At 40.8% G+C, this 24,417-nt stretch carries 24 protein-coding genes and 1 pseudogene; 6 read left to right on the top strand and 19 right to left on the bottom strand.

Annotated features, from left to right (window positions below; genetic code table 11):
• The first annotated feature begins 13 nt into the window (after positions 1 to 13).
• Positions 14 to 1,087, top strand: coding sequence for a mechanosensitive ion channel family protein (locus BP861_RS00200; protein WP_292371464.1), 1,074 nt, complete (start codon positions 14 to 16; stop codon positions 1,085 to 1,087).
• A gap of 132 nt (positions 1,088 to 1,219) precedes the next feature.
• Here BP861_RS00200 and BP861_RS00195 read toward each other — a convergent pair whose 3' ends face one another.
• Genes BP861_RS00195 through iorA form a run of 3 tightly spaced genes read right to left on the bottom strand, consistent with a single transcriptional unit; the run spans position 1,220 to position 5,029 of the window.
• Positions 1,220 to 2,527, bottom strand: coding sequence for a phenylacetate--CoA ligase family protein (locus tag BP861_RS00195; RefSeq protein WP_292371414.1), 1,308 nt, complete (start codon positions 2,525 to 2,527; stop codon positions 1,220 to 1,222).
• A 25-nt stretch (positions 2,528 to 2,552) separates the two neighbouring features.
• Positions 2,553 to 3,152: an indolepyruvate oxidoreductase subunit beta gene (locus BP861_RS00190; protein WP_292371412.1), complete on the bottom strand. Its 600-nt coding sequence runs from the start codon at positions 3,150 to 3,152 to the stop codon at positions 2,553 to 2,555.
• On the bottom strand, positions 3,149 to 5,029 hold the full coding sequence (gene iorA, locus BP861_RS00185) for an indolepyruvate ferredoxin oxidoreductase subunit alpha (protein WP_292371410.1): 1,881 nt from the start codon (positions 5,027 to 5,029) through the stop codon (positions 3,149 to 3,151). Before iorA ends, BP861_RS00190 begins: the two co-directional genes overlap by 4 nt.
• A gap of 415 nt (positions 5,030 to 5,444) precedes the next feature.
• On the opposite strand from iorA, the pseudogene BP861_RS00180 reads away from it, so the two are divergent.
• Positions 5,445 to 5,738 (top strand): annotated as a pseudogene (locus tag BP861_RS00180) (IS4 family transposase); the annotation flags it as partial.
• A 187-nt stretch (positions 5,739 to 5,925) separates the two neighbouring features.
• Here BP861_RS00180 and BP861_RS00175 read toward each other — a convergent pair.
• The 4 genes from BP861_RS00175 to BP861_RS00160 all read right to left on the bottom strand — a co-directional run bounded on the left by BP861_RS00175 (position 5,926) and on the right by BP861_RS00160 (position 10,689).
• Complete coding sequence (locus BP861_RS00175; RefSeq protein ID WP_292371408.1) at positions 5,926 to 7,269, bottom strand: ABC transporter permease; 1,344 nt, start codon at positions 7,267 to 7,269, stop codon at positions 5,926 to 5,928.
• Between the two features lie 104 nt (positions 7,270 to 7,373).
• Positions 7,374 to 8,798: a COG1361 S-layer family protein gene (locus BP861_RS00170; protein ID WP_292371407.1), complete on the bottom strand. Its 1,425-nt coding sequence runs from the start codon at positions 8,796 to 8,798 to the stop codon at positions 7,374 to 7,376.
• Between the two features lie 22 nt (positions 8,799 to 8,820).
• On the bottom strand, positions 8,821 to 9,534 hold the full coding sequence (locus tag BP861_RS00165) for an ABC transporter ATP-binding protein (RefSeq protein WP_292371405.1): 714 nt from the start codon (positions 9,532 to 9,534) through the stop codon (positions 8,821 to 8,823).
• 579 nt (positions 9,535 to 10,113) lie between these two features.
• Positions 10,114 to 10,689 (bottom strand): DUF4013 domain-containing protein, encoded by a 576-nt coding sequence (locus tag BP861_RS00160; RefSeq protein ID WP_292371403.1) that lies wholly within the window; start codon positions 10,687 to 10,689, stop codon positions 10,114 to 10,116.
• A gap of 1,593 nt (positions 10,690 to 12,282) precedes the next feature.
• On the opposite strand from BP861_RS00160, the gene BP861_RS00155 reads away from it, so the two are divergent.
• A complete protein-coding gene (locus tag BP861_RS00155) occupies positions 12,283 to 12,525 on the top strand; it encodes a hypothetical protein (protein ID WP_292371401.1) in 243 nt (80 codons plus the stop codon).
• Positions 12,526 to 12,648: 123 nt separating this feature from the next.
• On the opposite strand, the gene BP861_RS00150 is transcribed toward BP861_RS00155, so the two are convergent.
• From BP861_RS00150 to BP861_RS00130, 5 genes are all read right to left on the bottom strand, one after another.
• Positions 12,649 to 12,870 carry a hypothetical protein gene (locus BP861_RS00150; protein ID WP_292371400.1) on the bottom strand — a complete coding sequence of 74 codons (222 nt, stop codon included), beginning with the start codon at positions 12,868 to 12,870 and terminating at the stop codon, positions 12,649 to 12,651.
• Positions 12,871 to 13,444: 574 nt separating this feature from the next.
• Positions 13,445 to 13,864 (bottom strand): pyridoxamine 5'-phosphate oxidase family protein, encoded by a 420-nt coding sequence (locus BP861_RS00145; RefSeq protein ID WP_292371398.1) that lies wholly within the window; start codon positions 13,862 to 13,864, stop codon positions 13,445 to 13,447.
• 237 nt (positions 13,865 to 14,101) lie between these two features.
• Positions 14,102 to 14,779, bottom strand: a complete 678-nt coding sequence (locus BP861_RS00140; RefSeq protein WP_292371396.1) for a class I SAM-dependent methyltransferase — start codon at positions 14,777 to 14,779, stop codon at positions 14,102 to 14,104.
• A 367-nt stretch (positions 14,780 to 15,146) separates the two neighbouring features.
• Positions 15,147 to 15,302 (bottom strand): hypothetical protein, encoded by a 156-nt coding sequence (locus BP861_RS00135; protein WP_292371394.1) that lies wholly within the window; start codon positions 15,300 to 15,302, stop codon positions 15,147 to 15,149.
• Positions 15,303 to 15,471: 169 nt separating this feature from the next.
• Complete coding sequence (locus BP861_RS00130) at positions 15,472 to 16,707, bottom strand: NADP-dependent malic enzyme (protein ID WP_349680980.1); 1,236 nt, start codon at positions 16,705 to 16,707, stop codon at positions 15,472 to 15,474.
• Positions 16,708 to 17,114: 407 nt separating this feature from the next.
• Between BP861_RS00130 and BP861_RS00125 the strand changes: the two genes are divergently transcribed.
• From BP861_RS00125 to BP861_RS00115, 3 genes are all read left to right on the top strand, one after another.
• Positions 17,115 to 17,510, top strand: coding sequence for a Mov34/MPN/PAD-1 family protein (locus tag BP861_RS00125; RefSeq protein WP_292371391.1), 396 nt, complete (start codon positions 17,115 to 17,117; stop codon positions 17,508 to 17,510).
• Positions 17,511 to 18,097: 587 nt separating this feature from the next.
• Complete coding sequence (locus BP861_RS00120) at positions 18,098 to 18,271, top strand: hypothetical protein (RefSeq protein WP_292371390.1); 174 nt, start codon at positions 18,098 to 18,100, stop codon at positions 18,269 to 18,271.
• 329 nt (positions 18,272 to 18,600) lie between these two features.
• Positions 18,601 to 19,488, top strand: coding sequence for a hypothetical protein (locus tag BP861_RS00115; RefSeq protein WP_292371389.1), 888 nt, complete (start codon positions 18,601 to 18,603; stop codon positions 19,486 to 19,488).
• Positions 19,489 to 19,678: 190 nt separating this feature from the next.
• Here the strand turns inward: BP861_RS00115 and BP861_RS00110 are convergent, their stop codons facing one another.
• The 7 genes from BP861_RS00110 to rrp4 all read right to left on the bottom strand — a co-directional run bounded on the left by BP861_RS00110 (position 19,679) and on the right by rrp4 (position 24,331).
• Entirely contained in the window at positions 19,679 to 19,930 is a 252-nt protein-coding gene (locus BP861_RS00110) for a KEOPS complex subunit Pcc1 (protein WP_292371387.1), read from the bottom strand.
• A 138-nt stretch (positions 19,931 to 20,068) separates the two neighbouring features.
• Positions 20,069 to 20,542 (bottom strand): rRNA maturation protein, encoded by a 474-nt coding sequence (locus tag BP861_RS00105; protein ID WP_292371386.1) that lies wholly within the window; start codon positions 20,540 to 20,542, stop codon positions 20,069 to 20,071.
• A gap of 5 nt (positions 20,543 to 20,547) precedes the next feature.
• Positions 20,548 to 20,685: a DNA-directed RNA polymerase subunit P gene (locus tag BP861_RS00100; RefSeq protein WP_011021777.1), complete on the bottom strand. Its 138-nt coding sequence runs from the start codon at positions 20,683 to 20,685 to the stop codon at positions 20,548 to 20,550.
• A 20-nt stretch (positions 20,686 to 20,705) separates the two neighbouring features.
• Positions 20,706 to 20,990 carry a 50S ribosomal protein L37ae gene (locus BP861_RS00095; RefSeq protein WP_292371369.1) on the bottom strand — a complete coding sequence of 95 codons (285 nt, stop codon included), beginning with the start codon at positions 20,988 to 20,990 and terminating at the stop codon, positions 20,706 to 20,708.
• 174 nt (positions 20,991 to 21,164) lie between these two features.
• On the bottom strand, positions 21,165 to 21,965 hold the full coding sequence (rrp42, locus tag BP861_RS00090; protein WP_292371367.1) for an exosome complex protein Rrp42: 801 nt from the start codon (positions 21,963 to 21,965) through the stop codon (positions 21,165 to 21,167).
• Positions 21,949 to 23,475, bottom strand: a complete 1,527-nt coding sequence (gene rrp41, locus BP861_RS00085) for an exosome complex exonuclease Rrp41 (RefSeq protein WP_292371365.1) — start codon at positions 23,473 to 23,475, stop codon at positions 21,949 to 21,951. Before rrp41 ends, rrp42 begins: the two co-directional genes overlap by 17 nt.
• Positions 23,476 to 23,548: 73 nt before the next feature.
• Positions 23,549 to 24,331 (bottom strand): exosome complex RNA-binding protein Rrp4, encoded by a 783-nt coding sequence (gene rrp4, locus BP861_RS00080; RefSeq protein ID WP_292371363.1) that lies wholly within the window; start codon positions 24,329 to 24,331, stop codon positions 23,549 to 23,551.
• Between the last annotated feature and the right edge of the window lie 86 nt (positions 24,332 to 24,417).

The following is a 24,417-nucleotide window of genomic DNA, read 5'->3' as shown; positions in this document are numbered from 1 at the left end:
AAACAAACAGGGCATGGAAACCCCCGACAATCAATCTTCTTTTGTAGAGAATATGTCTTATTTTGACCGAGGCCTAGAGCAGGCATTTACATGGTTTTCAGATAACTTCGGTACATTTTTATTCATAATTTTTATTGGCTTGTTCACCGTCCTTGTTGCACGGAACGTAAACCGTCTTCTGGAACGCCATTTTAAGAGTGCAAGTACCAGGCTACATATGGACCCAACGTCTTTCCGGATGTTCAGGCATATTGTGGTAGCATTAATCTATTTTATGGGAATTCTTGTTGTTATATTCAGCATTCCTAGTCTTCGGAGCCTCTCAGTTGCCCTCTTTACAGGGGCAGGAATTGCCGGTATTGCTATAAGTCTTGCAGCTCAGAACACACTGAGCAACATAATCGCAGGGGTTTCTCTTGCCATCTTTCAACCTTTCAGGGTCGGAGACAGACTGAATATTATGAACGAATATGGAAAAGTTACGGATCTCAACCTCAGGCATACAGTTATCATAACCTGGGATAACAGGCGTCTTATAATCCCCAATTCCAAAATCAGCAATGAAGCGATAATTAACTGGACTATAGAAGACCCCGCAGTAATTTGGCCAATTGACGTTGGAATAAGCTATGATGCTGACATTGACCAGGCAAGAAGAATCATGATCGAAGAGGCCAGAAAACATCCCAATGTCATGCCTCCGCAGGAGGTTAAATATAATGTTGTAAAGCCCAGCTTACTTAAGTCCGAAACCTTTGGAGTAGGACTTTTTGACTCCCCTGTGCTACATCCCGTAGACCCGGATTTTAGAGAGAGAGGAGGAGTTAAAGTAAGTGTTGTCGAACTGGGTGAGTATTCCGTAAACCTCCGCATGAACGTCTGGTTCAAAGACAGAAACATTGCGCACAGTTCAGGATGCGAAATAAGGGAAGCTATTAAAAAGCGCTTTGATAAGGAAGGCATAGAAATTCCGTACCCTTACAGGACTATTGTATATAAAAAAGATCTTGAAAACGAAAAGAAGGCTACTGGAAAATTATCCAATACAGAAGGAGATAAAATTGAGTGCGCCGTAAAAGTCGATTAAAGAGATTGATAATTAAGTAATTAATCGATTGATAGAAAGTAAGTGGAAGACGGATTAAGAATAAACAAGAAAACAAGTGAAAAATGGATTAAATAAAAGAAGAAATTGGAGATGAAAGGTTAAAAGGGGATCTCACAGCTCCCTTTCATCAATCACTCTTTTTGTTTTTTTCGTGCTGCGGGGAAGTTCCCCTATCTTCATGCCCACAACATCCACGGTTACGCCTATAAAGTCCTTAAAAGCTTTTCTGAGAGCTTTTTCAGTTTTCTCTTTCCTTTTGGAGTCTTCTGCATTTTCTATCTCGATTCTGAAGATCATGCTGTCCCGGCCGTCCTTACGGGTAAGCAGGATCTGGTATTCGCTGCTTACGCCCGGAACCCTGTGAATAATATCTTCAATCTGGCCAGGATAGATATTCACAGCCTTGAACTTTATACGGTCATCCGACCGTCCCAGGATCCTGTCAATTCTCGGAAAAGGACAGCCGCATTTACAGACGCCAGGAATGATCCGGGTAAGGTCTCTTGTCCTGTAGCGGATAAGAGGAGCTCCTTCCTTTGTGAGGGTTGTTATTACAAGTTCTCCAAGCGTGCCGTCAGGAAGCTGCTCGCCCGTAATAGGATCGATAATCTCAAAGAGCAGGTAGTCGGACCAGTAATGCATACCTTCATGGAATGAACAATCAAGGCCAATTCCTGGCCCGTAGATTTCGGTCAGCCCGTAAATATCAAAAGTTTCTATTCCCAGCTCGGTCTCGATTCGACTGCGCATTTTTTCACTCCAGCGTTCCGAACCTATAATACCTTTTCTTAGATGGATCTGGGATTTAAGCCCGCGTTTTTCAATTTCTTCAGCAAGCAAAATCGCATAAGAAGAGGTACTTGCTAAAGTTGTGGACTTCAGGTCAACAAGCATTTCAAGCTGTTTTTCGGTATTTCCCGGGCCTGTAGGTATAGCCATTGCGCCCAGGCGTTCAGCTCCAAGCTGGAATCCTATCCCTGCAGTCCAGAGCCCGTACCCTGGAGTAATCTGAATTCTGTCCTGGTTGTTAAGGCCTGCCAGCATGTAACAGCGCATCACCATCTCGGCCCAGACATCTACATCCTTTCGGGTGTAAGGAATAATTACGGGTTTTCCGGTGGTTCCAGACGAGGAATGGATCCTTACGACTTCTGAATCAGGTACTGACTGCAACCCAAGAGGGTAGGCATCCCTGAGTTCTTCTTTATGTGTAAAGGGAAGAAGCTTCAGGTCTTCAAGCGACCTTATATCTTCGATATCGATATTTGCTTCCTTGAACTTTTTCTGGTAAAAAGGACTGTTTTCAGCTACGCGCTTCAGCAATGCCTTCAGTTTTGCAAAGGTATCTTCTTCCGAGATATTGGGATGGTAAAGCTGTGCATTGGGATCAAGTTCAGCCTTAGTGGATACTTCATACATATGATTTCACCTTCTGCTCCCCAGTTCAGATGCCGGAGATAAATCTAATACATTTTCTTGCGCGTTCGAATGCGGCAGCGTTTACAGCCCTGTATTTTTCAGGGATTTCGGCATCCAGTACTGCCTTCAGAATATCTTCATGAAAAGGTAATACTCGTGCACCTGCAGCCGCTCCAAGCATTGCAACGTTTGCAGCCTTGTATGTCCCTACATCGCCTGCAAGCTCCGTGAAATCAGAGCAGAGAATGTCAGGGTAATATGAACATAAAAACGAAAGTAAAGCTGCAGGGTTATATTCAGGACTCCCAGGCGGCCTCGACGCCGGAGGGATAGCATGGGTATTTACCAGTACCTTTCCGCCTTCCTTAAGAAAAGGCAGGTTTCGCACGGTTTCTGCGGGTTCAAGGCCTAAAAGCAGGTCTGCCTGCCCGATGGGAATAAGTGATCCTGAAACTTCGTCTCCTATCCTTATATGACTGCTGACCGAACCTTCTCTCTGAGACATGCCTATGGTTTCGGCAGTGCTTACGTGAAATCCGGCTTTCATTGCTGCAAGGGCAAGAATGCGGGAAGCAAGCACAACTCCCTGCCCACCAACGCCTGCAATCAGAATATCATATTTCACAGCTTTTCGCCTCCTATGAAGATGGCTTCCGAGGGGCATATTTGCGCACAGAGCCCACAGCCGCTGCAGCTATCCTGTATAACAGGCTTATCTCCAGCAAGGTTAAGCGCAGGGCAGCCTAGTTCTTTTATACAGAAGCCACAGCCTGTGCAGGCTTCGGGTTTTATTTCATAATATTTGTCGGGTTTTGTTATCCCTGCACACTTGCCTTTGAAGACCAGAACCGACGGCCAATTAAAATTCATGGCTTCCTTTGCGGCTTTTACACAACTCTCCAGGCAGTCCGGCTCTACAGTATTTACTGTTCTTACAAATTCAACCCCACAGCTCCGAACCACGTCTGCAATTTCAATGGCTTTCGAGGTATTTCCAAGGACGGTTAAGCCTATACCAGGATGAGGCTGATGCCCTGTCATTGCAGTTGTGCGATTATCAAGGACTGCGAGGGTGATGTCAGCTCCGTTATAGACAGCATTTATCACTGCAGGAATGCCTGAATGGAAAAAGGTCGAATCCCCGATAAACGCTACCTGTTTTGCTTTGGGATTCGTACGCGAGAGCCCTCCTGCAATGCTTATCCCAGCTCCCATGCAGAGGCAAGTATCGACCATGTTAAGTGGGTAGGCATTTCCGAGAGTATAGCAGCCAATATCTCCTGAGAAAATCGTATCAGTGTGGGACTCTTTTTTAAGCTGTTTTGCAGCCTGCTTGAAAGCGTAAAAAACGATCCTGTGCATGCAACCGGCACAGAGGGTAGGAGCCCGAACCGGAAGGGGAGGAAGTTTATCTCTTGAGACGGCAGGAGAAGCATGGGAAAGGCGTAAATTCTCCCCACACGCTGCAAGTGCGCGGTTGATACTGTCAATGACAATATCCACATTATACTCCCCGCTTACAGGGAAAAAGCCGTTCTTCTTTCCATAAACATCAACAGGTAGATGGGCTTTACCTATAAGCTGGAGTATCTGTTCTTCAAGGTAAGGATCAAGTTCTTCAACTACGATCAGCCGGTTAATTCCTTTCAGGAAAGAAAGAGCTGCCTTTTCAGGAAATGGATACACTGTCCCTATCCTGAAGAGTGTAAACAAATCGTCAAAATTACTGACAGTTTTCACAGCCTCTTTTACATAAAGGGCTGAAACTCCTGAAGCAATAATCCCGATTTTTCCCGATCCAGAAACCGAATTAAAGGAAAGCTCGGAAAAACGCTCGGAAAGCCGTACCTGTGTATTTTCAAGCCAGGGGTGCCTCTCGGCCGTCAGTTTCGGGAAGATTGTCCAGCGTTTATCCTTTACAAAACCCTCGCTAACGGCTTCAACCGGCGCAGGCTCTGCAACCGCGACCTCTACATCCCCACAGCTGTGGGAAACTCGCGTGGTGGTTCTAAGGATGACAGGAATTTCGAACTCATGTGAAAGCTCAAAAGCCAGCTTTGTCAGTTCGTAGGCTTCCTGAGGGGTTGCAGGATCAAGGACAGGAATGTTTGCAAAGTGCCCGAAAGCTCTTGTATCCTGTTCAGTCTGGGAAGAATGAGGCCCAGGGTCGTCGGCAATGAGCAGGACAAGGGCTCCTTTTACCCCGATGTAGCTCAGGCTCATAAGAGGATCAGATGCAACATTCAACCCTACCTGCTTCATGGTCACAAGCGCCTTTCCTCCGGAATAAGCTGCCCCGGCCGCCGTTTCAAGTGCAACCTTCTCGTTGCTGGACCACTCGGTATAGATACCGCACCTGTTTGCATACCGGGCAATCGTTTCCAGAGCCTCGGTTGAGGGAGTTCCGGGATACCCTGTAACTACCTGGACGCCGGCTTCTATCGCTCCAAGTGCAATGGCTTCATTACCCATTAACAACTTTTTATCAGTCAATAAACTCATCTCGAATTTAGGGTAAAACTTTAACAATCTCGAATTTAGGGTAATATTTAACAAATTTGATAATTTAACAAACTTTGATAAATTTCGAAGGAATAAAGAGAAGTTGAAAAGAATTGGATTCTCAAACAAGTTATCAAAATTGTTTTGGGAACTTGAAAATCCATTTTAAAGTATTTCGCCGATGTTTTACGCTACGGGAAATTCGATGACCATCTATGTACAATGCTGTCTGGAAGAAGTACGTAAAGTTTGCATATAAAGTTTTTGTTTTATGAGTCTGTGTGGTTATTGGGTTAGACACAAATAATCTATTTTGACAACGGTTAGGAATACAAAATCTAGTTTACACATTCAAAAAAGGAAAAAATATGCAAAAATTTTATTAAGTAGATTTAAGGTCTTCAATATACTTTTTTGCTCGAATGTGCAGGTGATTGAAATTCTAATCCAGATCACAATGTTGATATTAATCATTAACAGAAGGATTTATTCTCTTGTAAGAAACTCAACAGCTCATTCTGAGAAAAATGGCTAGATATAGTTGCTTTGGAGTATAATATTTGCAGAGAATGCGTCAGATTTGTTGACAGTAATTCTGCATAGAAGGAGAATTCAAAGAACTTTTGAAATTATAATGAGAGTATATGAAAGTCAAGCATTGGATCCGCATGTAAACAGAGAAAAATTTAGAGAGGAATTGTTTGATTAAGAAATGAATTATATTCAAAAAAAAGAGGAAGAGAAGAAAGAAATGAATCCTTCACTTATGACGAATGAATTGCTCTCTGTATATTTCTTGATTGGTACTTTCCTCTATTATCTGTCACTTTATAACTCCTTGAGAGACTCTTTCATCAAAAGGGATCTGAAAAATATCTCCTACCCTCTAAACTTGCTTACTCATATCTCAATGCATCTACAGGCTTCAATTCAGCAGCACTCTTCGCAGGTACTATTCCCGCGATCAGTCCCACAATTATAGAGACCAGAGTTGCAATAATGGTTCCTTTAAGGCTGAGAGCAAATTCAAAGGGGACCTTCATTGAAATTGAAATCAGGAAAAGGATCACTTGGACAGCAGCTGTGCCGAGGAGAATTCCTATTATTCCTCCAACAAGACTGATCATTGCAGAATTGCAGAGGAAGATAAGCATGATGTCTCTGTTCTTTGCTCCGATAGCTTTCATAATTCCAATTTCTTTAGTTTTTTCAAGGACAGATGTAAACATTGTATTTGCAATCCCTGTAGAACCTACAAGCAGAGAAATACCTGCAATAAACGCGAGGAAAGCTGTAAGGCCGTTAATCAGCTTTTTGGTGTTTTCCATTTCCTCTTTCCCGGAGCTCACATAGAAGTCCTGGTTTTTTTCATCAACCCTGTGTGAAAGTCTCAGCATGTTCTCTATTTCTTTTATTGTGGCTTCGTAGTCTACATTTTTGTAGAGTTTTACCTCAATGGAGTCATAAACATCTGTCTCTTTTTCATCAACACCTTCTTCAGTGGTTGAAAGAGAATTGACTTCTTCATAAGGCATGTAGACGCTACTTCCAAAAAGACCTCCAAGGCCTCCCAATAACCCTCCGTCCTTTGCCAGAATACCAATTACCCTGTAGGACTTACCGTTGAGAAGGATCATCTGATTAACCCGGATTTGCCTTCCCAGGGCTTCATCGTTAGCCAGTTCATTGGATATGACCACCGAGGTACGGTCTCCGGGCTGCAACATCCTGCCTTCTCCAACTTTTTTCTTAGTGATGTTAGGCCAGGCACGCGGGTCCACACCCTCGACATAGACTGAGGTCTTCTTTCCTCCGAATTCCAGTTCGGCGCTTGTTTCAATGTTAACGTTGATATACTGGATACCATGAACACGGCGGAGTGTGAACACATCCATTTTTGTAAGTTTCGGGGTTTCCACTTCTCCAAAATCCATGGAGTTACTTAAATCATCTCCACCCCCGCTTATGTTTCCATTTTCACTTCCGTTTTCACTTTCCACGATTACCTGGGAGGCGTTTTCCTCTATAAAATTAAATGGGACCGAGGCAACGATGGTGATCGTATCTCCTCCCAGCTCTTCCAGGGTTTTGGTTACCTGATCCTGGAAAAATTCCCCGGTTGTGACAATGGTCATTACCGAGGCAATGCCTATGATCACCCCTATAATGGTTAGCCAGCTCCGCAATTTGTTGGCTTTGACCATGTTAAAAGCGATTCTAAGTATCTTTACAGGTTTCATTGCACTACAGCCTTCGGATATTAAGCTTAAGGTCTTCTCTTCACGAATCTAATCACTAAATTACTCATTATATTTGTGTGTTCACACTTTGCGGATTCACTCATTCATTTTCTCTTTTTTGAAACTTTCCTGTACACTGCGACCCCTGCAATTCCCAAAACAACCAGGAGCACCAATTTATATGAGAATGAAGCAGTTGAGCTTTCTTCAGAATCTGAATTTTTATTTGGAGAGGATTCAGTTGTGTAAAGTGTAAGCTCCTGTTTTTCGGTCTGTCTCTGACCGTCACTTGAGGTGTAACTGATTTCAAATTTGAGGGGCAGCTCTTCTCCGTATAATTTTGGCTCGAGGTTAAAGTCTGCAACCGTATAGTCACCTTTTTTCAAGTTGCCGAGAATTACCGAATTGCTGCCGTCCGTGACAGTCCAGTTTGTCTGCTGGGGGATGGAGACTTTTACGGAATTTGCAGCATTGTTTCCTATGTTCGAGACCGAAAAGGTGTAAGAGCCTGTAGGACTTCTTTCAGTGTAAGCAATATCAAAATCAGTGGTGCCTCCGATGTAGATTCCGGCCTTGCTATTTATCTGTTTCTTTTTCTCATTTTCAAGTGTACCGGCCTCTGTGATTGTCTTAAGTTCTTCAACATCATCATAGATAAGAGTCATATCCAGCTTGTAGAGACCTGGAACCGTGTTAACGTTAGTAAGAACATCAAAGGTGACGTTTGCAGTTTTTCCCACATCGATAAGGTTAATATGCTTTACATTGCTCGAACCCACAGGAAGGATAACATCGTTTGCACAGTCCCAGGAAAAAATCGCATTTTTTAGGGGAGAATTGCCTGCATTTTTGATCCCGAAAGTAATTTTTGTCTTTTCTCCTGGAACCAGTTTCTCCAGGCTGATTGACTCAATCTCGGCATTTGACTCGCTTTCAGTCTCAATCATGAGATCGCTAGTAATGGAGATGTTGTTATCTCCTTCTTTTGAATACAGGTGCGCAGTCAAGGGATATTTCCCTTTATTGACATCATCTTCTACTCCCACCTTAAACTTCACTACCTTCTCACGGTCACTTGCATATCTTTTTCCAAGAGTACCAATATTCTTTGATAGTTCCTCTCCAGGTAGGGGTTTGAAGGGATATTTGGGTTCGATTTCAACAACACAGTTGTCTTTTGCTTTATTTCCCGTATTCTGGACCGAAATCCGGACTTCCAGAATATCTCCAGGTTTTACGGGATCCGGATCTTGGTTAAGTAGGTCAACAGTCATCCCTTCTTGCTGAGCACTCAGAGAAGAGGCATGAGAATCTTTATCCTCAGAAGTACTCGATGATGAATCTTCCTCATCAGTGCTTAGAGCAAGGGAAGGAGAGCTAAACACAGCTGTAATTATCAGAAACACTAGTAGTAACCCAAAAAACTGTCTGCGAACACTTTTTTTATTAATAAGTCCTCTATGAGTTAGGTTTTTCCCTATTATTTTTTTACTGTTGATTGATCCAAGTTTTATTTTTTCAAGAAACATTGTTTTTCCTCTGTAATGCCCTTCAGTACTCAGGGCAGAGCTGGTCCTGGTTAGTTTCGTCTCGAACAATTTTTCCGTCTTTTAGTTCGATATGCCTTTGAGCATACTTTGCCAAGTGCATATCATGGGTAACCATGATTACGGTTTTGCCATTTTCTTTCCAGAACCTGTAAAGCATAGTCATTACTTCTTTTCCGGTAACACTGTCCAGGGCACCGGTTGGTTCGTCGGCAAGAATAATTTCAGGATTGCTAGCAAGAGCCCTTGCAATCGAGACTCTTTGTTGCTGCCCTCCCGAGAGCTGGGTGGGTTTGTTCTGCATTTTATCAGAAAGCCCAACAAGAGTCAGCAGCTCCTTTGCCCTTTTTTCTGCGATATTGTCATCAATTTCCTGGATCTCCAGGGGCAAAAGCACATTTTCAAGGGCTGTCATTCCCGGAATCAGGTTATATTGCTGAAAGATAAATCCGATAGTTTTTCCTCTCAATGCGGCAAGATCTGATTCTTCTAATCTGGCAATGTTTTCAGATTTCAGAAAGATTTCTCCCTTTGAAGGGACGTCAAGGCAGCCCACAAGGTTCATCATAGTGGACTTTCCACTGCCTGATGGGCCAATGATTGCGGTAAACTCGCCTTTCTCAAACTCTGCGTTCACGTCTTTCAGGGCATTGACCTGGACTTCTCCCATCTGGTAAGTTTTCCAGACATTCCTGAAGGCAATCAGCGTTTTATCCATATGTTCACCTTAAGTATCACTTATATAAAAACATGCAGCAGTTGAAAAATGTATTTTACCTCTATTTTTCTTCTCACATGCAGAAGGTCAGAATTTTTCCTGACGTGGATATGTAACTCAAAAGTAATTATTGCATAACAGGAGCACAGCACTGGTAATATAATCAAGAAATAAAGGTTTTGTGGCAGAGCCTCCATTGAAAGTATATTTAGTACGGTTATAAAATATTTTTATTTTGATATAGGTTAGAACAGGTTATCGATTTCATGTAAATAGCCAAAACAAAACGCCATCAGTAAAAAATTTTGAAAAATATAAGTTACCTGCCAAAGGCAGGTTTATTATAATTACATGAAATAAATATATCCTGCTGCTAGTATAATCGCAAAAATAATGAATTTTGCAACATTAGGTATAACATCAAAACCATTAAGCATAAACCCTAATATATTATCTGTAGACTTAGACATACAATCACTTACCTTACAACGATTTCAATTATCGTTTATCATACAGTTTCAAATGATATTATATTTGAATCATCCCTTAGCCTAAATTCTGGCACAAAACTGGAAATCTTCACAGAACCTGCTCTGCCTGTTCCTTAACAAACCGGCCATAAAAGTTTGCAGCAAATATTAGGCTTGTGAAATACAGGGCAGGTATGCCTACAAGAACAATTGAAAGTACTAAGAATATAATGTAAGTTGCATACTGTTTTAGCATCGTAACAATATAGTCGCCGATGTTATCCATGACATAACCGAGTTTTCCGAAATCAAAGTATGACCCTACAGTTTGTTTTCTGTAGAAGTTTACATTGAGGATCGGAAGCACAAAGAACCCGAGAAGAATGCTCAGGATATTGGCTATATCTTCATCAATCATCATTATACCAGCCAGCAGAGCGATATATACAATATAGAAAGGCAGTGATTTCAGGAACATTGAAAACCCGAGTATCAAATCATCTGTGAAGTGAAGCTTGGGAAGTTCCTCATATTTACCTTCGATAAACTCATTGACAATTCTTATAACATAACCAAAAAGTGCAAGCCACCCAATTACAGGGACAAGCAGTAATAGAGCGTATAGAAGCCTTTTAGGCTTGTTGAATGGGTATTTTAAAGCAGTAATAAAACTAATTGTTTCCATCTGATCATCCGAAATGTGATTACTCTTTTAACTTTGAAGCTCTTAATCTGTTAAACAGACTAGATTAACACAGCCTTCTATAATAGATACGTATATAAAAATTAACGCTAGTTGAAAAGTATAGTTGACCTCCATTTTTTCAAAAATTATATATAATCCAGGACTGTTGAAGGTTCTGGATGACTGCTGGCTTATTCAATGCAACTTTAAGTGAAGAATCCAGGTTCTATTTTCTCCCGAATACTATTTTTCGATACATCCCAATTAATTAGTTGACATTTATTCCTATAATTTAGTAATTCATTTAATGTCCATTTATTTTTCGCAATTCAAGATTCTTGTGAAGGTGTCTTTTTCTTGAATCTATATTTCCGTTTCTTTAATCCTCTGTCATGCCTGCAAAAGTTAAAATCAGGGCAGTAAACTTTCATTTGGTTGTACAAAAACTTAGTTTCTTTGAGAAACCTATAGAAAAGTGAACCCAAGAATAAGCCTACGTTTATTATAGAAGTTTCAACCCTTTGAAAGTGCGCCCGGTTAACTGAGAAAAATAGGCTCTGTATTTAATCCTATCTTAACTGACACCATCAAGCTAAATTTGAATACTGATATTTGATTTGATAAGACCCAATTGTAAGTTTTTGATAAACTTCGTGCAAGAGGTTTTCTATAGAACCGAAAAATAGATGGTCGATTAAATTGTACTTTCCGATACCTAAAAATTGGCTTATTATGCTGGTCTCAATTCTTCTTTGTATTTATTCGCTATATAACAGATGTGTGAGCTTGCCAGAAGTATCATAAGTCAATACAAAGCACAAAACAAATTGCGGGCGGTCACCCCACCTAAAGGATGGGGGTATGCTTCAGGCCGCTCGGCCGGTTTCTAGGAATAGTTGAGTATACATTTACAAGACTCTCTTAATGCAGAGTTGAATTGCCAACTTCTGTAACCAAGACACCAAGAAACCTTATATTATAAAGAAGCAATGGCACAAAGGTTTAAAAGAATTCAAAAAGAGGCGAGGGTTCACTTCATCCCTACCTGAAGGGCAGGGTATTCGTGACCCTCTGCACTCCCTTTATAATAAGGAATTAGTTTTGGAATCAAGGTAGTAGTTGGCGATATTTCTGCTCGTCTTGCTTACAATGGTCTTTGTGGTTCTTATTGTTCTCAGCGGCCTTGCCTCCTGACCAATTGCCTCCCTTTGAAGCGTAAGCTGCCGTAGAAAAATATCGAAAATTAGAACAAGAATAGAAAGATTCCAGAAAGTATCTTTTTTATAGCTTGTAGGAAGTGGGGATCATGAAAGAGGTTTTATTCAACTTAGAGAGATCCCGTTACATACGATATTTCCCCCACTACCCATACAATATGATGTTACAGTTCTATTTATACCTGACATATGAAAAATAAAAAAGGACTTTTTTTAGACAATTGCGAGTAATTTAACTTAATTATTTCTATTAAAAATTCTGAAATCTGCTCCCGGTTTCAAGGCACATACGGGAAATTTATTATGGTTTAATTCGAAAAACAAATATCGCCGCTTACCGGAAAATATTTCTACGTTTTGCATCATTGTTAACTTCATGAATCAAGGTGATAAACGAATAGCCATAGCGGACCAGAGCCGTGAGTTTGGGGCAATGGGAGAACTCTTACGGGAGCTCCAGAGGGAAGAGCTTGAGCAAAACGAAAGCTCCCCCGCAGAAATTCAGGAAGGCAAGACCGCAAAAAACATAACAGAACTAATGGAAGAAATAAATGCGACATTAAAAGAGATCGCAGAGACTCAGAAGCGCATACTGGAAGAGATTAAAAAGAATAAATAACTAAAACACAAGCCTTTTGAGAAAGGGTTTGATCACAAATCATTTCGAAAAAGGTTTGATCGAAAACGTTAGCAATGGCATTATCATACGTTGCGCTGCTTGAGGCTCTCGATTTCCCATAAATTATTTACTTAAGGTTTCCCTGAATTTTTTAATATTTTCTATGGCTTTTTTCTTTAACTCAATCATCTTTTCCATTTCGCTTATTTTCATTTCCATCCATTGAATTTTCATATCCATCTTCATTAAGGCAACTTCTTTTTTCTGTTCGTCAGTCAGCATTTCCCAAATTTCAGGCATCGAGCCATGATGCATTTGAGCTTTTTCCATCATTCCTTCATGCATGCTTAATTACCCCCATTTCTCTAACACTGATCACACTGACAGTTGCTATTACCAAGCAAAAACCCAGAAACCAGGAAAAAGTATCTGAGTATCACAACTGAGTATCACAAAGAGATTATTATTACTGACATATAATAACTGAGGAAATATAATTTAGAAACCAATAAAAATTAAAAATAGAGTTTGAAAAGGAAAGGATGTCAAAGTATTTACTAGCAATCCTATATTTTATTTTTAACTTACCAGAGTATCTGGGAGTTTAATGTAAGCTACAGCTTTTTCCTGCTCTCAAAGATTATTTTGTCCTGCTTATCAAAATAAATGTATCTAATTGTTTATTCAATTTGGATAAAATAAGTTCAAAAAGATAAAAAATAATAGACTGGATAGAGAAAAATTAACTCAACCCAATAAGACAGGTAGATATCTCATATGTGGACTTCCAGTCTTCCCTAGATCAATAGAGATATCGGACAGCGATATAGATTGAGTTAATTAACTATACAACACAATGAAGTATGTAAACTTCTAATCTGCGATCCTTCCACTATTCAATTTTGCAAATTATGAAAATTCAGATAGATTTCTCCCAACCCTGCCCGAGATCTACCAGGGGTCTGACTTCATAGATTTCGAAAGTAAGGCAAGCATATATCATCTTCGCGCCTTCCTCACCTACGAATTTAGCAGCCTCATTTCGGATCATGTCGAGCAGTTCCCCGGATGTTGCATATTCTTTAAGCTTCATATAAACCCTGATGCCCTTCCACTCTGTGATTGACTCTCCGGTCTCCATGATCGTATACATAGCATATGGATTTTCCCGAAGATTTGCGAAGGTTCGGTTATCGGCCGTTGCTGCTATTACAGTCTTTTCATCGGTCATTTGAGGCGAGCCAAAGACAGCCGTATTGACCCGTCCGTCGGTGCTGGATGTGCTGAGAACGCCAAGCCTGGGCGATTTGTTGAAATAATCAATTAAGTTTGATGGCATATTCTATCCCCTTTGCATTAATATTATCACTTATCCCTTAAAAAGAAAAGCCGAAAATTCCAGATATTCACACCTATTTCAAATCTTACTCTTAGGGATCAGTTTTTATACTTCCTTACAAAGCCGCCCGTAAGTGAGGAGTAGAATAGGAGTCACAATCGAGATAAACCCGAGACTATAACCTTTGCAAACAGAAAAGAAAAGACATGTTTAATTAAAAGTTTACTAGGCACTTATTTATACAACTTTTCTCCCAAACATCACTGCAAAATGATAGTACTTGTATATACAACTAACATCACAAAAACCTACTTCTTTAAGCCAGTTGATTTGTTGATCTAATGTTGATTCCTTATCAAGCTTAATTCTTTCATAGCCAGCGAGGATTTCTTCTTTGGACAAGCCACTGTTCTCGATATAATGTCTCCAGACTCTTTTATTCAGGTTTTCTATGAAAGGAGTTTCTCCATATACCTGATCAGCATTAATGATAATCCCATTTTGTCTGAGTAGAGAGTAACTTTTTTTGTAAATCTCCTTTTTCTCTTTGTTTTCCAGATGATGGATAGATAAAGCCGATACTACCATATCATACTTTTTAATGAAAGAACATTTCGAATAATCGGCTACAATAAATTCTACATTTGAATTACCTCGAAACCGATCTTTTGCTATATCCAACATCTTTTCCGAAATATCAATAAGAGTGAATGAAGCATTAGGATACCTTTTCATTAGAAACGCAGACAGAAGTCCTGTTCCAGCCCCTATATCCAGTATTTTTGGATTTTCCGTATTTATGGACGCTACGGAGACTAACATTCCATAGAAATCGTCGAAACAAGGTATGAACTTCCTTCTCTGCTCATCATACTTTTTAGAAATATCATCGAATTTTTTTTGAATTTCGCTCATCTTTCTCTCCAAGATTCTGCGTCCTCATTTAACTTTAGATAACATCATCTTGCCAGAAACATTAAAACTTTTTTATTTACGGCAGAAAGAAGAATATACAGAAAAGAAAAGAGTAATAATTAGGTTAAAAGAAAGAATTATCAGATGAAAGATTATTAAGGAAGGCAGAAAGAAGAATATACAGAAAAGAAAAGAGTAATAATTAGGTTAAAAGAAAGAATTATCAGATGAAAGATTATTAAGAAAAAACCATAAAAATTAAGGATACACACGATTTTTTAGATAATATTACCTAGATAATATTACCTTTTACATATTCTGGCAGTTCATTTGTTTGCTTTTTTACTTTCTCATATTACTCTTCTGCTTACTCCTTCAGTTTCATTGGCTCTCCGCAGCAATCTATATCGCCGACACAGCCTGTGGCGCAGCTATCATCTGTGCACTCATTTATCACTTTAAGCTCAAGCCCGCATTTCTCACAAACAAGAGTTTGACCATCTCTCAGTTCATTGCAGTTCATTCCATATCACCCACAATACTTAACAGAAAAAGTATGTAATTTAGGTTCAAGTTCTTTGTGAAACAATAGTTCTGAAGATTGGTCTTGAAGATTAATCGTACTGATCGTGATGGACAAAATAGATGAAAACCTTGTCCGTAAATGAACCATTAACCGAAGTTCGGACCTCTCAGGCATTGTCTTCGTGGCTCTTCCTTGCAACACAGCTTTCAAGTGATGCACTTGCAACGGCTTTCGCAACCGCAGGCACGACACGCCTGTCAAGAGGGTCAGGAATTATGTTATCTTCAGAAAGTTCACTGATCGTTACAACCTCCGCAAGGGCATAGGCTGCGGCCATTTCCATTTCAGGCGTTATTTTCCTTGCACAGGTGTTTAAAGCTCCTTTGAAAACTCCCGGGAAGCTCAGGCAGTTATTAAGCTGGTTTGGAAAGTCCGACCTTCCCGTAGCAACAATTCTCGCACCTGCTCGTTTTGCAGCATCAGGCATTATCTCAGGCACAGGGTTTGCCATGGCCATTACTATTGCATCTTTTGCCATGGATCTAATCATTTCCTCACTGACTATGTCTCCCACAGAGACCCCTATAAAAACGTCAGCATTAAGGAAGGCATTTTCAAGTCCTCCTTTCAATTTTCCAGGGTTTGTGAGCCTGGCAATTTCCTCTTTTACAGGGTTCATGTCACTTTCCCGGCCTTCATACAAAAGCCCTTTACTGTCACAGGCAAGAATTCTTGCTGGATCTGCCCCTGCCCGAATCAAAAACCGAAAAATTGCAACTCCTGCAGCTCCAAGGCCTGAAATCACTATCTGGAGCTCATTTAACTTTTTATTCACAATTTTAAGGGCATTGAGAAGCCCGGCAAAAACTACGATGGCTGTCCCGTGCTGGTCGTCATGCATAACTGGCAGATCGAGTTCTTCACGTAATCTGTCTTCGATTTCAAAGCAACGCGGTGCACTGATGTCTTCAAGATTAATGCCCCCAAAAGCAGGAGCCAGATGCTTTACCGTTTTAATTACTTCTTCGGTTTCCTGCGTGTCCAGGCAGACCGGAAAGGCGTCAATGCCTGCAAATTCTTTGAAAATTATTGCTTTTCCCTCCATCACAGGCAGTGCGGCATAAGGTCCTATATTTCCCAGCCCCAGCACTGCCGACCCGTCAGTGACAACAGCAATAGTATTTCTCTTCAAGGTATAGAGATAGACAAGCTCTGGATCCTCGATTATTTTCCTGCACGGCTCGGCCACTCCTGGCGTATAGGCAATGCTGAGGTCATGTATCGTTTGAAGGCGGACTTTACTCGCAACCTCGAGTACGCCTCCAAGTCTTCTGTGCACGGCAAGTGATTCCTGATATAAGGATGTGTGTGGATCACTGTTTTTTTCCTGGTATTTTTTCAGATCCTCTACAGAATCTTTTTTCAAGTTTTTTCCTGAATCCGTTTTCAAATTCGTAGCCAACCCTGAAACTGAGTGCTTATTTTTGATCCCAATACCCCCTTACAATACTTAGTTTGAGAATAAAACCTTAAACCGATTAATTTCAAAGAAATAAAATTTCCTGTGTAATAGTCTGTTCAAACCGTAGATAAACTCACTGGCTATAATTCTGAAACTGGTCAACCCAAACTATTAACGACCTAAACCAACTGATCTGAACTAACTACCTTGATTCTATGATTAATAATAAAATTTACAGTCCCTAGAACCCGATTAGTGTTATAACTGCAGAAAACCCCACTGTGCGAATCAATCCATTCTCATCCATTACCCAGAAAAGATATACCTTATCAGGAGAATAATCTTCTATGCAAGTTAAAGGAATAGCCCGTGATACCCTTAATTTCATCCTGGAGGCGAGCAAATCCATGGCTCCTCAGGAATTTGCCGGACTTTTGCAGGAAAAAGATGGTATCATCACTGAAGTTCTCATATTGCCTGGAACAGAATCCAGTGATTCAAATGCGGTTCTCAGACTTTCTATGATGCCGAACATTAAAGCCGCAGGCTCAGTCCACAGCCATCCGGGCCCAAATCGCAGTCCTTCAAAGGCTGACCTGCGCCTCTTTTCAAAAACAGGAAACTACCATATCATAGTTGGCCGCCCCTATGATAGTCAAAGCTGGACATGCTATAATAGGGAAGGAAAAATAATCGAACTCTCCGTGCTTGATGTTGAATTTGAGGACTATGAAGAAATATGACTTAAGAAACAGCTCTGAAAAATTCATTTGCCCAGAAAGAGTTCATCGCTGCCGGAAAAAGTTAATCCATCCAGAACAGTTTTCTGCAAATCCTATTAACAAAAAATAATCATGCAGTTAGCAAAAACCGCAGTATCGAAGATCCGAGAAGCAGCATAAAGTAATCGACAAATAGCTGGCAAATATTAATAGATAGTCATCAAATAACCAATAAAATGCTATCAAAGTTGCGCTGGCGCATCCCACAGCAAGCTATGGGTATTCCACTGAAATAATCGGCGTAACCATTAAATAACCTCATAGTCAGCAAGCAAACAACAAATGACCGGCAAAAGCTTTCTGGACATTTGTATAAATAACTTTAAGTAGTTATTGTAATTTTTCAGCTGTTGACCAGATACAAAATCCCTACCTTCATTCTGGTAGTATACCAAAAATGTTTTATTTACAGATACATATTATTTAGAGGATACATTCCTGTACTTAAGATGTCTGAAGAAAACAATCTTTTGCTTCAGAGATTGTATCCGGGCAAACATTCTGGGACTAAGACCAGATGGCCTTCATATATGGAGGTAGTAATTCGAATGCCTACATGCCAAGATTGTAGATTTTATACGGCTATTGATGAGCTAAAAGGCGAATGTTTCAGCCTGGGTTTTGAAGTGCGCGGGAAAACCGATTCCAAGAAGTGCCCGGAACGGGCTTTCAGGCCAAACAAAGGTTCCAAATCCAAAAAATCCGGAGCGCATAGTTATTAAAAATGTGAAAAACAAAAGGCAAAAAAAGCTCAGAATGATGAAAGAGCTCAAAAAAGAGGTTTAAAGTGTTAAAATGAATTGAAGCAAACCTCCAGCCCTGACAAAAATTCCGCAATGCTTGAATAACTTTTCTTTTTGCTTGCCGGAATCAAACGAGCTTAAAAGAAATCTAATTAATTTTTTATTTTAGATCTGGTTTTACTCTCATTTTCCATCTCACCACCTATGAAAAATAGGTATACTTTTGTAATTATTTTAATAATCACGATGAACCCTAAAGGCAGCAAAAATTTAAAAGCCTTTAAACAGTATAAATTACCTTGATGTGTATGGGTGAAACATGGTTTGTATTTCCTAATGTGGGTGGAGTTAATTCTAAAAATTGTAGAGGGGGATTACTTAATCGATGGGAAAAAGCAAAGCAATATAGCTTTAATTTTGTAGAGTTCCCTGCTAATTTTGTCAGAAAAACCGAAACTGAATTTTTAGGATTAAGTGTGGGTGAATTTTTAACTAAAGAAGCTATAAATAAATTGTATTTGAAAGATGATAAACTTCCAAGAGACATTAGATACATCTTTCACACAGAACCTGCTTTAGCCCCTAAATGCTATTTAAAATGGTATAGTGAACCATGGGTAAATCGGTTTATAGAGATGAACATCGATATTGCTAGACATATGGGATTACCTCCTTCCGTGATAGAAATCCATCCCGGAAAAAAGCCTAATACAAACCAATTCATTGCTGAATCTGCTATTAAATTATTTAATAACTTTAAAGACGAATTTAAAGTAAAGCCAACAATTCTTATTGAAAATAGAACCGGACATGTAATATCAAACGGTACACAGATGAAAGAATTCTGGGAGTTTTTAATTCAGAATTATCCTTTATATCAGAAGTATATTGGCTTTGTTATAGACTTTAGGACTATGTACACACAAGTATCCAAAGGTTATTCTAATAATATAAATAGTCATTTTATCAATAACATTGAAATGATACCTGACGAATCTATAAAAGGATGCCATATCCATAATTTACACACGAAAGCTCCAACAATTAGAGATGATGTTCCTTGGCTATCGGTTTTTAATAAAATAATTAACGTTAAAAATGATTTGATATTGAACCCAGAAGTCTTTAGCCTTGGATTGGCATTAGAAACTAAAAAGTTTTGCATTTATATGATTAATGAAGCGAAGAAAATATGACTAGGTATTATAACCCCACAGAAAACACGAAAATATCTGTCCCAATATCTGTCCCCCGATTTTTAAATTAGCCCTCCTGAGCAAGTTGAGAAAGTAGACTTTCTTGTCCCTAAATTAGTCCTCTTGAGCGCAGAAAAAAGAACCTGAGTAGCTATAAGAACCATGTACTCCTGAAGCAAAAGTCGGGCGATTAACAACGAGCTTCCGTTGTAACCTCAAGAACTTCCTGGGCAATCTGGATAAGTCTGAACCAGGTATTTAAGGCTGAACGCAGGGAAACCGCATCTTCAGCTTTTACACCCAGTACCAGCTTGTTTGCATTCTCAAGGGACAGGTCTATTGCAGATCTTTGTGAGAAGCTATCATCGAGTTCGGGCAGGAGAGCCCTGTATGTCGTTTCTGCAGTTTCGGTTTCAAAAATGAACTCTGCGAAAAGTTTCAAGGAATTCCTCCTGAAAAAAACCTGTTTTTGAAGCGGATAAGAAAAAATTGATTTCCCATTTATTGGAAACCATTATTAAGCTGCTAATCTATGAAATCGATTTATAAAATTCGACTTTAAATATAAGGGTTTTGGAGGTCAGTATTTTTTAAAACCTCGGATATTAAGTTTAAAAAGGGACTTTCCACCACCCATAAAATCAATATCCTTTTCCTCAATCGCTATTAAGGTGGAGCTGGGAGGAAGTTGATCAATGTTATCACTTTCAACCCTTTGAAAATGGAAGAAAGCCTCAAAGGCGCTCGCAATCTCTCCCTGGCCTGCGAGCACTGGCTCTATGTCGGAAAACCAGTAGGAATCAAGTTCCTTAGAATACCAGTCCGTAAACCTTAGCGAGAAAAGGAGCTTTCCAACTTCATCATAAAAGCTGAGTTCCCCGGGATTTCCGTGGTACTCTCCTACGACTATAAGAGGCCCACCCTCTGCAAACTCAAGGAGTTCCTGCATGCCCATTTTTCCGCGTGTTATGCACTTGCTGGCTATAAACCGCGAAAGCAACTTGCAAAGTGCCCTAGTCCTTGCAGAAGGTTTACGAGAAGAAGTAACCAGCATACTCCTTACTCGGCCTTAATGCGTTTAATGGTTGTAGGACGCTCTTTTACCAGGATTCTGTGTCCGCAGTACGGACACCTTATACCTGTGTACTCGTAATCGATTTCCACTTTCTGTTTACATCGAGTGCACTTATAACCCATACAACCACAACCTAAAGATTTTACTTTGCCTCAGTAGCATTCTTTATCGTACGCAACAGAGTCTGCCCAACACTGGTAAAGGGAATATAAGTTCCGCCAGCGAAGGTATGTCCACATTTGCTGCATTTCCAGATACCAGTTCCAATTCTTTTCACGGTAGGCCTGGCACATTTTGTACATACGTGTGGAGCTCGCATGCGTTCTTCCAGGTCTGCAACAAGCTTTCTGTCCTTTCTTCCATATCTGGGACCAAATCTGCCTGCTGATCTGGAAATCCTTCCTTTCTTAGTGAACTTTTTTGCCATCGTTAAAACTCCTTAAAATGTAAATGCTAATCTAAGTGATTGAACTCAAAACCTGCTGGCTCACGAGTCAGGTCCCTGAGACCCAGATTTTCAGGTTCTATAATCACCAATTGCACGTATACTAGACCGTAAATACTGGCATTTAATATTTATATTTAATTAGTCCTGCCTGGTTCATTCCTGCTTTACCAGTTCTTCCAGGTAAAGTTCCCTGAGTTCAGCTGCCTTTTCACGTGCCATATCTATTGCTTCCAACACCTCGGCCTCGGTGAAAGGAGCAGAGCCCATTTTCTGCATGCCAGCAATAGATCCGTCCGAACTTGAGACCACAGTTAATTTTGTCTCACAAACGGCTTCCTCATCCAGTGAAGGATCCACCATAAGCTTTGATCCGATCTTGGCAAGAGTCACGCCAACAGGTATTTCTTTCATCGCAAGGGGTACATTCGCACCGATTCCCTGCTGCTCGTTCGGAACAGTTGTAGTCATAAGGGCCGCAATAGCAGCGAGACAGGATGCATCAATGACATTTCCATCATCATTGAGGACATGGACATCTATGAAGACGATCCAGACAGATTCTCCAACGGTTATGCAGAGCTTCTTTATATCAATTGCGCCCGATTCCCGGATTCCCCTGTCCACAACTCTTGCCATTTCGATTGCTTCTTCTCTGGGTGGACCTGGCTCAAACTCCGGGGAAGCAATAGGATTGAGTTCCAGGTTGGTAATAATTACGCCTTCGTCCTGAGAATCCGGAAAAGGAGTTCCTGTCTGAAGCTTGACTCCTACAAGAACCTGGGTATCTCCCAGAGTTACCTTTGCCGAACCTTCGGCTTTCGAGATAACATTTGTTTCGAGCTTTATATCCCTGAAATCTTTAAAGCCGCGGCCATCCTGGCGCTTTCCCTTAATCATAAGGTTGTAAATATAATCCTTCTTAAGCGTTGCAATAACTTCACTCATTGTTTTCACCTCTGTTTCCGGATTCAGAGGGGTCTTTTACTACCTTCCAGGGCCCTTTGGATGCTTCTTCTTCAAGCTCTTCTTCAGGCTCTTCTTCAGGCTCTTCTTCAACTTCTACTGTTTGTTCAGCAGGAGTCTCTTTCCTGGACTCAGCTTCAGACTCAATCTCTACCTCGGATTCAAAAGTTTCTTCTGAGGCAGTTTCTTCAATCCCGGCTTCTTCTTCAGGCTGCACTTCCTCTTCAAGTTTAGGTTCTTCTTCAAGCTGGGCCTCTTCCTGTTCAAGCTGAGGCTCTTCTTCAACACCTGCCTCTTCTTCAAGCTGAGTTTCTGCTTCAGGCTGGACTTCTTCCGCACATTTCTCGGTTTCAGGCTCGAGTTCTGCTTCTTCTTCGGAGACCGTTTCTTCAAGTTCAGATTCTTCAATCTCCTCAGATTCGGAAACTTCCCCAAAAGAAGCCTCGAAAGCAGATTCAAAATCAGCTTCGTCTTCAAATGCTTCTTCTTCAGCCTCTTCTTCGATTTCGGCTTCAATTACTTCGTCTATAGCTTCTCCTTCTACTACTTCAGCCTTAGCATCTCTAATGATCTCTTCAAGCTCCTCGCACTCAGGAGCCTCTTCATTAACAGCACAGACCTCAGCGGTTTCTTCGGAGATCCCTTCTTCCTCAAGCTCTTCAGCTTCCTCAATAATCTCTTCTACACCCGCTGCTTCGGGAGCATATTCAAGAGAAGGTTCAGTTTCTACAACTTCAAGCTCACTCTCTACAGTCTCTTCTGCAGTCTCGGTTTCAGGTTCTTCAACAGGCGTTTCAAACTTCTTTCTCAGGACTTCCTGCTGAATTTCAAGGATCTCTTTGCAGCCTTTCTTTATAAGCTCGAAGCCTTTTCGTATTTCTTCCGGAGTAAGATTTCCGTCCATCTGGAGCAGGGTAATTTCTCCGTCCTGGGTCATTGCAACTGGAAAATCAGCCTCACCATAATTATCCTCTTCTTTATTGAGGTCAAGCACTATCTGGCCATCGACTTTTCCAAAAGCACATGCAGTAACAAGGCCTTTCATAGGAATACCTGCATCGGCAAGCGCTATACTTGAGGCATTAATTGCTGCTGTCCTTGTTCCTGCATCGGCCTGAAGAACTTCCACAAAAATGTCAATTGCAGTTTTCGGGTAGAGCTCTGCCATAATCACCGGCTCAAAAGCTTCCCTGGAAACTTTTGAAATTTCAATACTCCGCCTGCTGGGTCCGGGCCTGGCACGGTCTTCCACTGAAAAAGAAGCCATATTATATCTGTAACGAATAACTGCAGTATCTGCACGCTGTGAACGGCGGGGATGAGCTTCTCTCGGGCCAAATACGCCTACGAGGATTTTGTTCCGTCCCCATTCAAGATAACATGAACCGTCGGCTCGCGAAAGTACGCCGATCTCAATTTTCATGGGCCTGATTTCATCCGCATGCCTCCCGTCAAGGCGCAGCCCATCGTCAGCGATTAATTTATCAGGTTTATCACTCATACTTTAATCTCCAAAAAACTCCTAACAACTACTTTACAGAGCTTCCCTAAAGTCCCTTAGAACTATCCGGAATTTAGTTATCCGGGTCCAGCAACACATCGATCTTCCTGTAAATTTCTTCAGAATGATCTTCTTTTGGTAACTTTATCTCTTTCTTACCGCTTTTAAAAAACTTGGCGGGCTTTGGCTCTTTCTGCTTGCTCCGCTCACTTTTCAAAAAGTTATAGATCCTATCTGTCAATCCGGAACGCTGGGCTTCGGCTTCAATCTTCCGGAGAGCCTTACTTAAAAGCTCCACATCGTCGTCTTTTCCATCGATCCATATTCTGCCGTTCTGACCAACGAAAATGCTGCAGTTTGTTTCTTTCTTTAGCATTGAGATCATGGAACCGCCGTGTCCTATCACACGTGGGACTTTCACAGGCTCAACTTCGACAATCTGGCCTGTTTTCAGCTTGTGGAAGCTCGAATCTCTGAGGGCAAGCTCGACTTTCATGGAATTATCTACATCTTTTACTCTAAGGATTATAGAGTCGCCTACATCCAGAGCTTCACGCATCTCCCGGGACTCTATTCTTTTAGGATACTCGGATACATGGAAAAGGCCTTCATAAGGAGAAGCAATATCCATTATCCAGTTGGATGGCGTAACCACAATAACGATCCCGATCACCACATCATTTGCGGAAGGGATATAAGCTCCCGCAAGAGGGATCACTCCAACTTTGTCTTCTTTGAGATTTTCAATACCACAAAATAAAGAATAGATCTTGTCGTTCTTGACATAAGTCCCGTATCCGGCTTTTTTCGAATTCTCGGATAGCAGGTCACCAGGGATCACTATTTTTTTATCCATCCAACATCCTCTTATAAAAGTTTAGTTTGAGCCTCTCCCTTCGTAAGATGATTTATAAGAGCGTAAAAATCAGTCTGGACTCCTGC

The organism is Methanosarcina sp. UBA411 (assembly GCF_002495725.1).
GTDB lineage: Archaea > Halobacteriota > Methanosarcinia > Methanosarcinales > Methanosarcinaceae > Methanosarcina.
The sequence above is the reverse complement of the archived record's forward strand: the minus strand, read 5'-3'. Positions and strand labels throughout refer to the sequence as shown.

Excerpts from the sequence above, each read along its gene's own strand:
- BP861_RS00165 (WP_292371405.1), bottom strand. The coding sequence starts at position 9,534 with ATGGATAAAACGCTGATTGCCTTCAGGAATGTCTGGAAAACTTACCAG.
- BP861_RS00200 (WP_292371464.1), top strand. The coding sequence starts at position 14 with ATGGAAACCCCCGACAATCAATCTTCTTTTGTAGAGAATATGTCTTAT.
- BP861_RS00095 (WP_292371369.1), bottom strand. The coding sequence starts at position 20,990 with ATGGCAAAAAAGTTCACTAAGAAAGGAAGGATTTCCAGATCAGCAGGC.
- rrp41 (WP_292371365.1), bottom strand. The coding sequence starts at position 23,475 with ATGAGTGATAAACCTGATAAATTAATCGCTGACGATGGGCTGCGCCTT.
- BP861_RS00140 (WP_292371396.1), bottom strand. The coding sequence starts at position 14,779 with ATGAGCGAAATTCAAAAAAAATTCGATGATATTTCTAAAAAGTATGAT.
- BP861_RS00125 (WP_292371391.1), top strand. The coding sequence starts at position 17,115 with ATGCAAGTTAAAGGAATAGCCCGTGATACCCTTAATTTCATCCTGGAG.
- BP861_RS00155 (WP_292371401.1), top strand. The coding sequence starts at position 12,283 with ATGAATCAAGGTGATAAACGAATAGCCATAGCGGACCAGAGCCGTGAG.
- BP861_RS00120 (WP_292371390.1), top strand. The coding sequence starts at position 18,098 with ATGCCTACATGCCAAGATTGTAGATTTTATACGGCTATTGATGAGCTA.
- BP861_RS00135 (WP_292371394.1), bottom strand. The coding sequence starts at position 15,302 with ATGAACTGCAATGAACTGAGAGATGGTCAAACTCTTGTTTGTGAGAAA.
- BP861_RS00145 (WP_292371398.1), bottom strand. The coding sequence starts at position 13,864 with ATGCCATCAAACTTAATTGATTATTTCAACAAATCGCCCAGGCTTGGC.
- BP861_RS00170 (WP_292371407.1), bottom strand. The coding sequence starts at position 8,798 with ATGTTTCTTGAAAAAATAAAACTTGGATCAATCAACAGTAAAAAAATA.
- BP861_RS00100 (WP_011021777.1), bottom strand. The coding sequence starts at position 20,685 with ATGGGTTATAAGTGCACTCGATGTAAACAGAAAGTGGAAATCGATTAC.
- BP861_RS00115 (WP_292371389.1), top strand. The coding sequence starts at position 18,601 with ATGGGTGAAACATGGTTTGTATTTCCTAATGTGGGTGGAGTTAATTCT.
- rrp4 (WP_292371363.1), bottom strand. The coding sequence starts at position 24,331 with ATGGATAAAAAAATAGTGATCCCTGGTGACCTGCTATCCGAGAATTCG.
- BP861_RS00150 (WP_292371400.1), bottom strand. The coding sequence starts at position 12,870 with ATGCATGAAGGAATGATGGAAAAAGCTCAAATGCATCATGGCTCGATG.
- BP861_RS00195 (WP_292371414.1), bottom strand. The coding sequence starts at position 2,527 with ATGTATGAAGTATCCACTAAGGCTGAACTTGATCCCAATGCACAGCTT.
- BP861_RS00160 (WP_292371403.1), bottom strand. The coding sequence starts at position 10,689 with ATGGAAACAATTAGTTTTATTACTGCTTTAAAATACCCATTCAACAAG.
- iorA (WP_292371410.1), bottom strand. The coding sequence starts at position 5,029 with ATGAGTTTATTGACTGATAAAAAGTTGTTAATGGGTAATGAAGCCATT.
- BP861_RS00105 (WP_292371386.1), bottom strand. The coding sequence starts at position 20,542 with ATGCTGGTTACTTCTTCTCGTAAACCTTCTGCAAGGACTAGGGCACTT.
- BP861_RS00175 (WP_292371408.1), bottom strand. The coding sequence starts at position 7,269 with ATGAAACCTGTAAAGATACTTAGAATCGCTTTTAACATGGTCAAAGCC.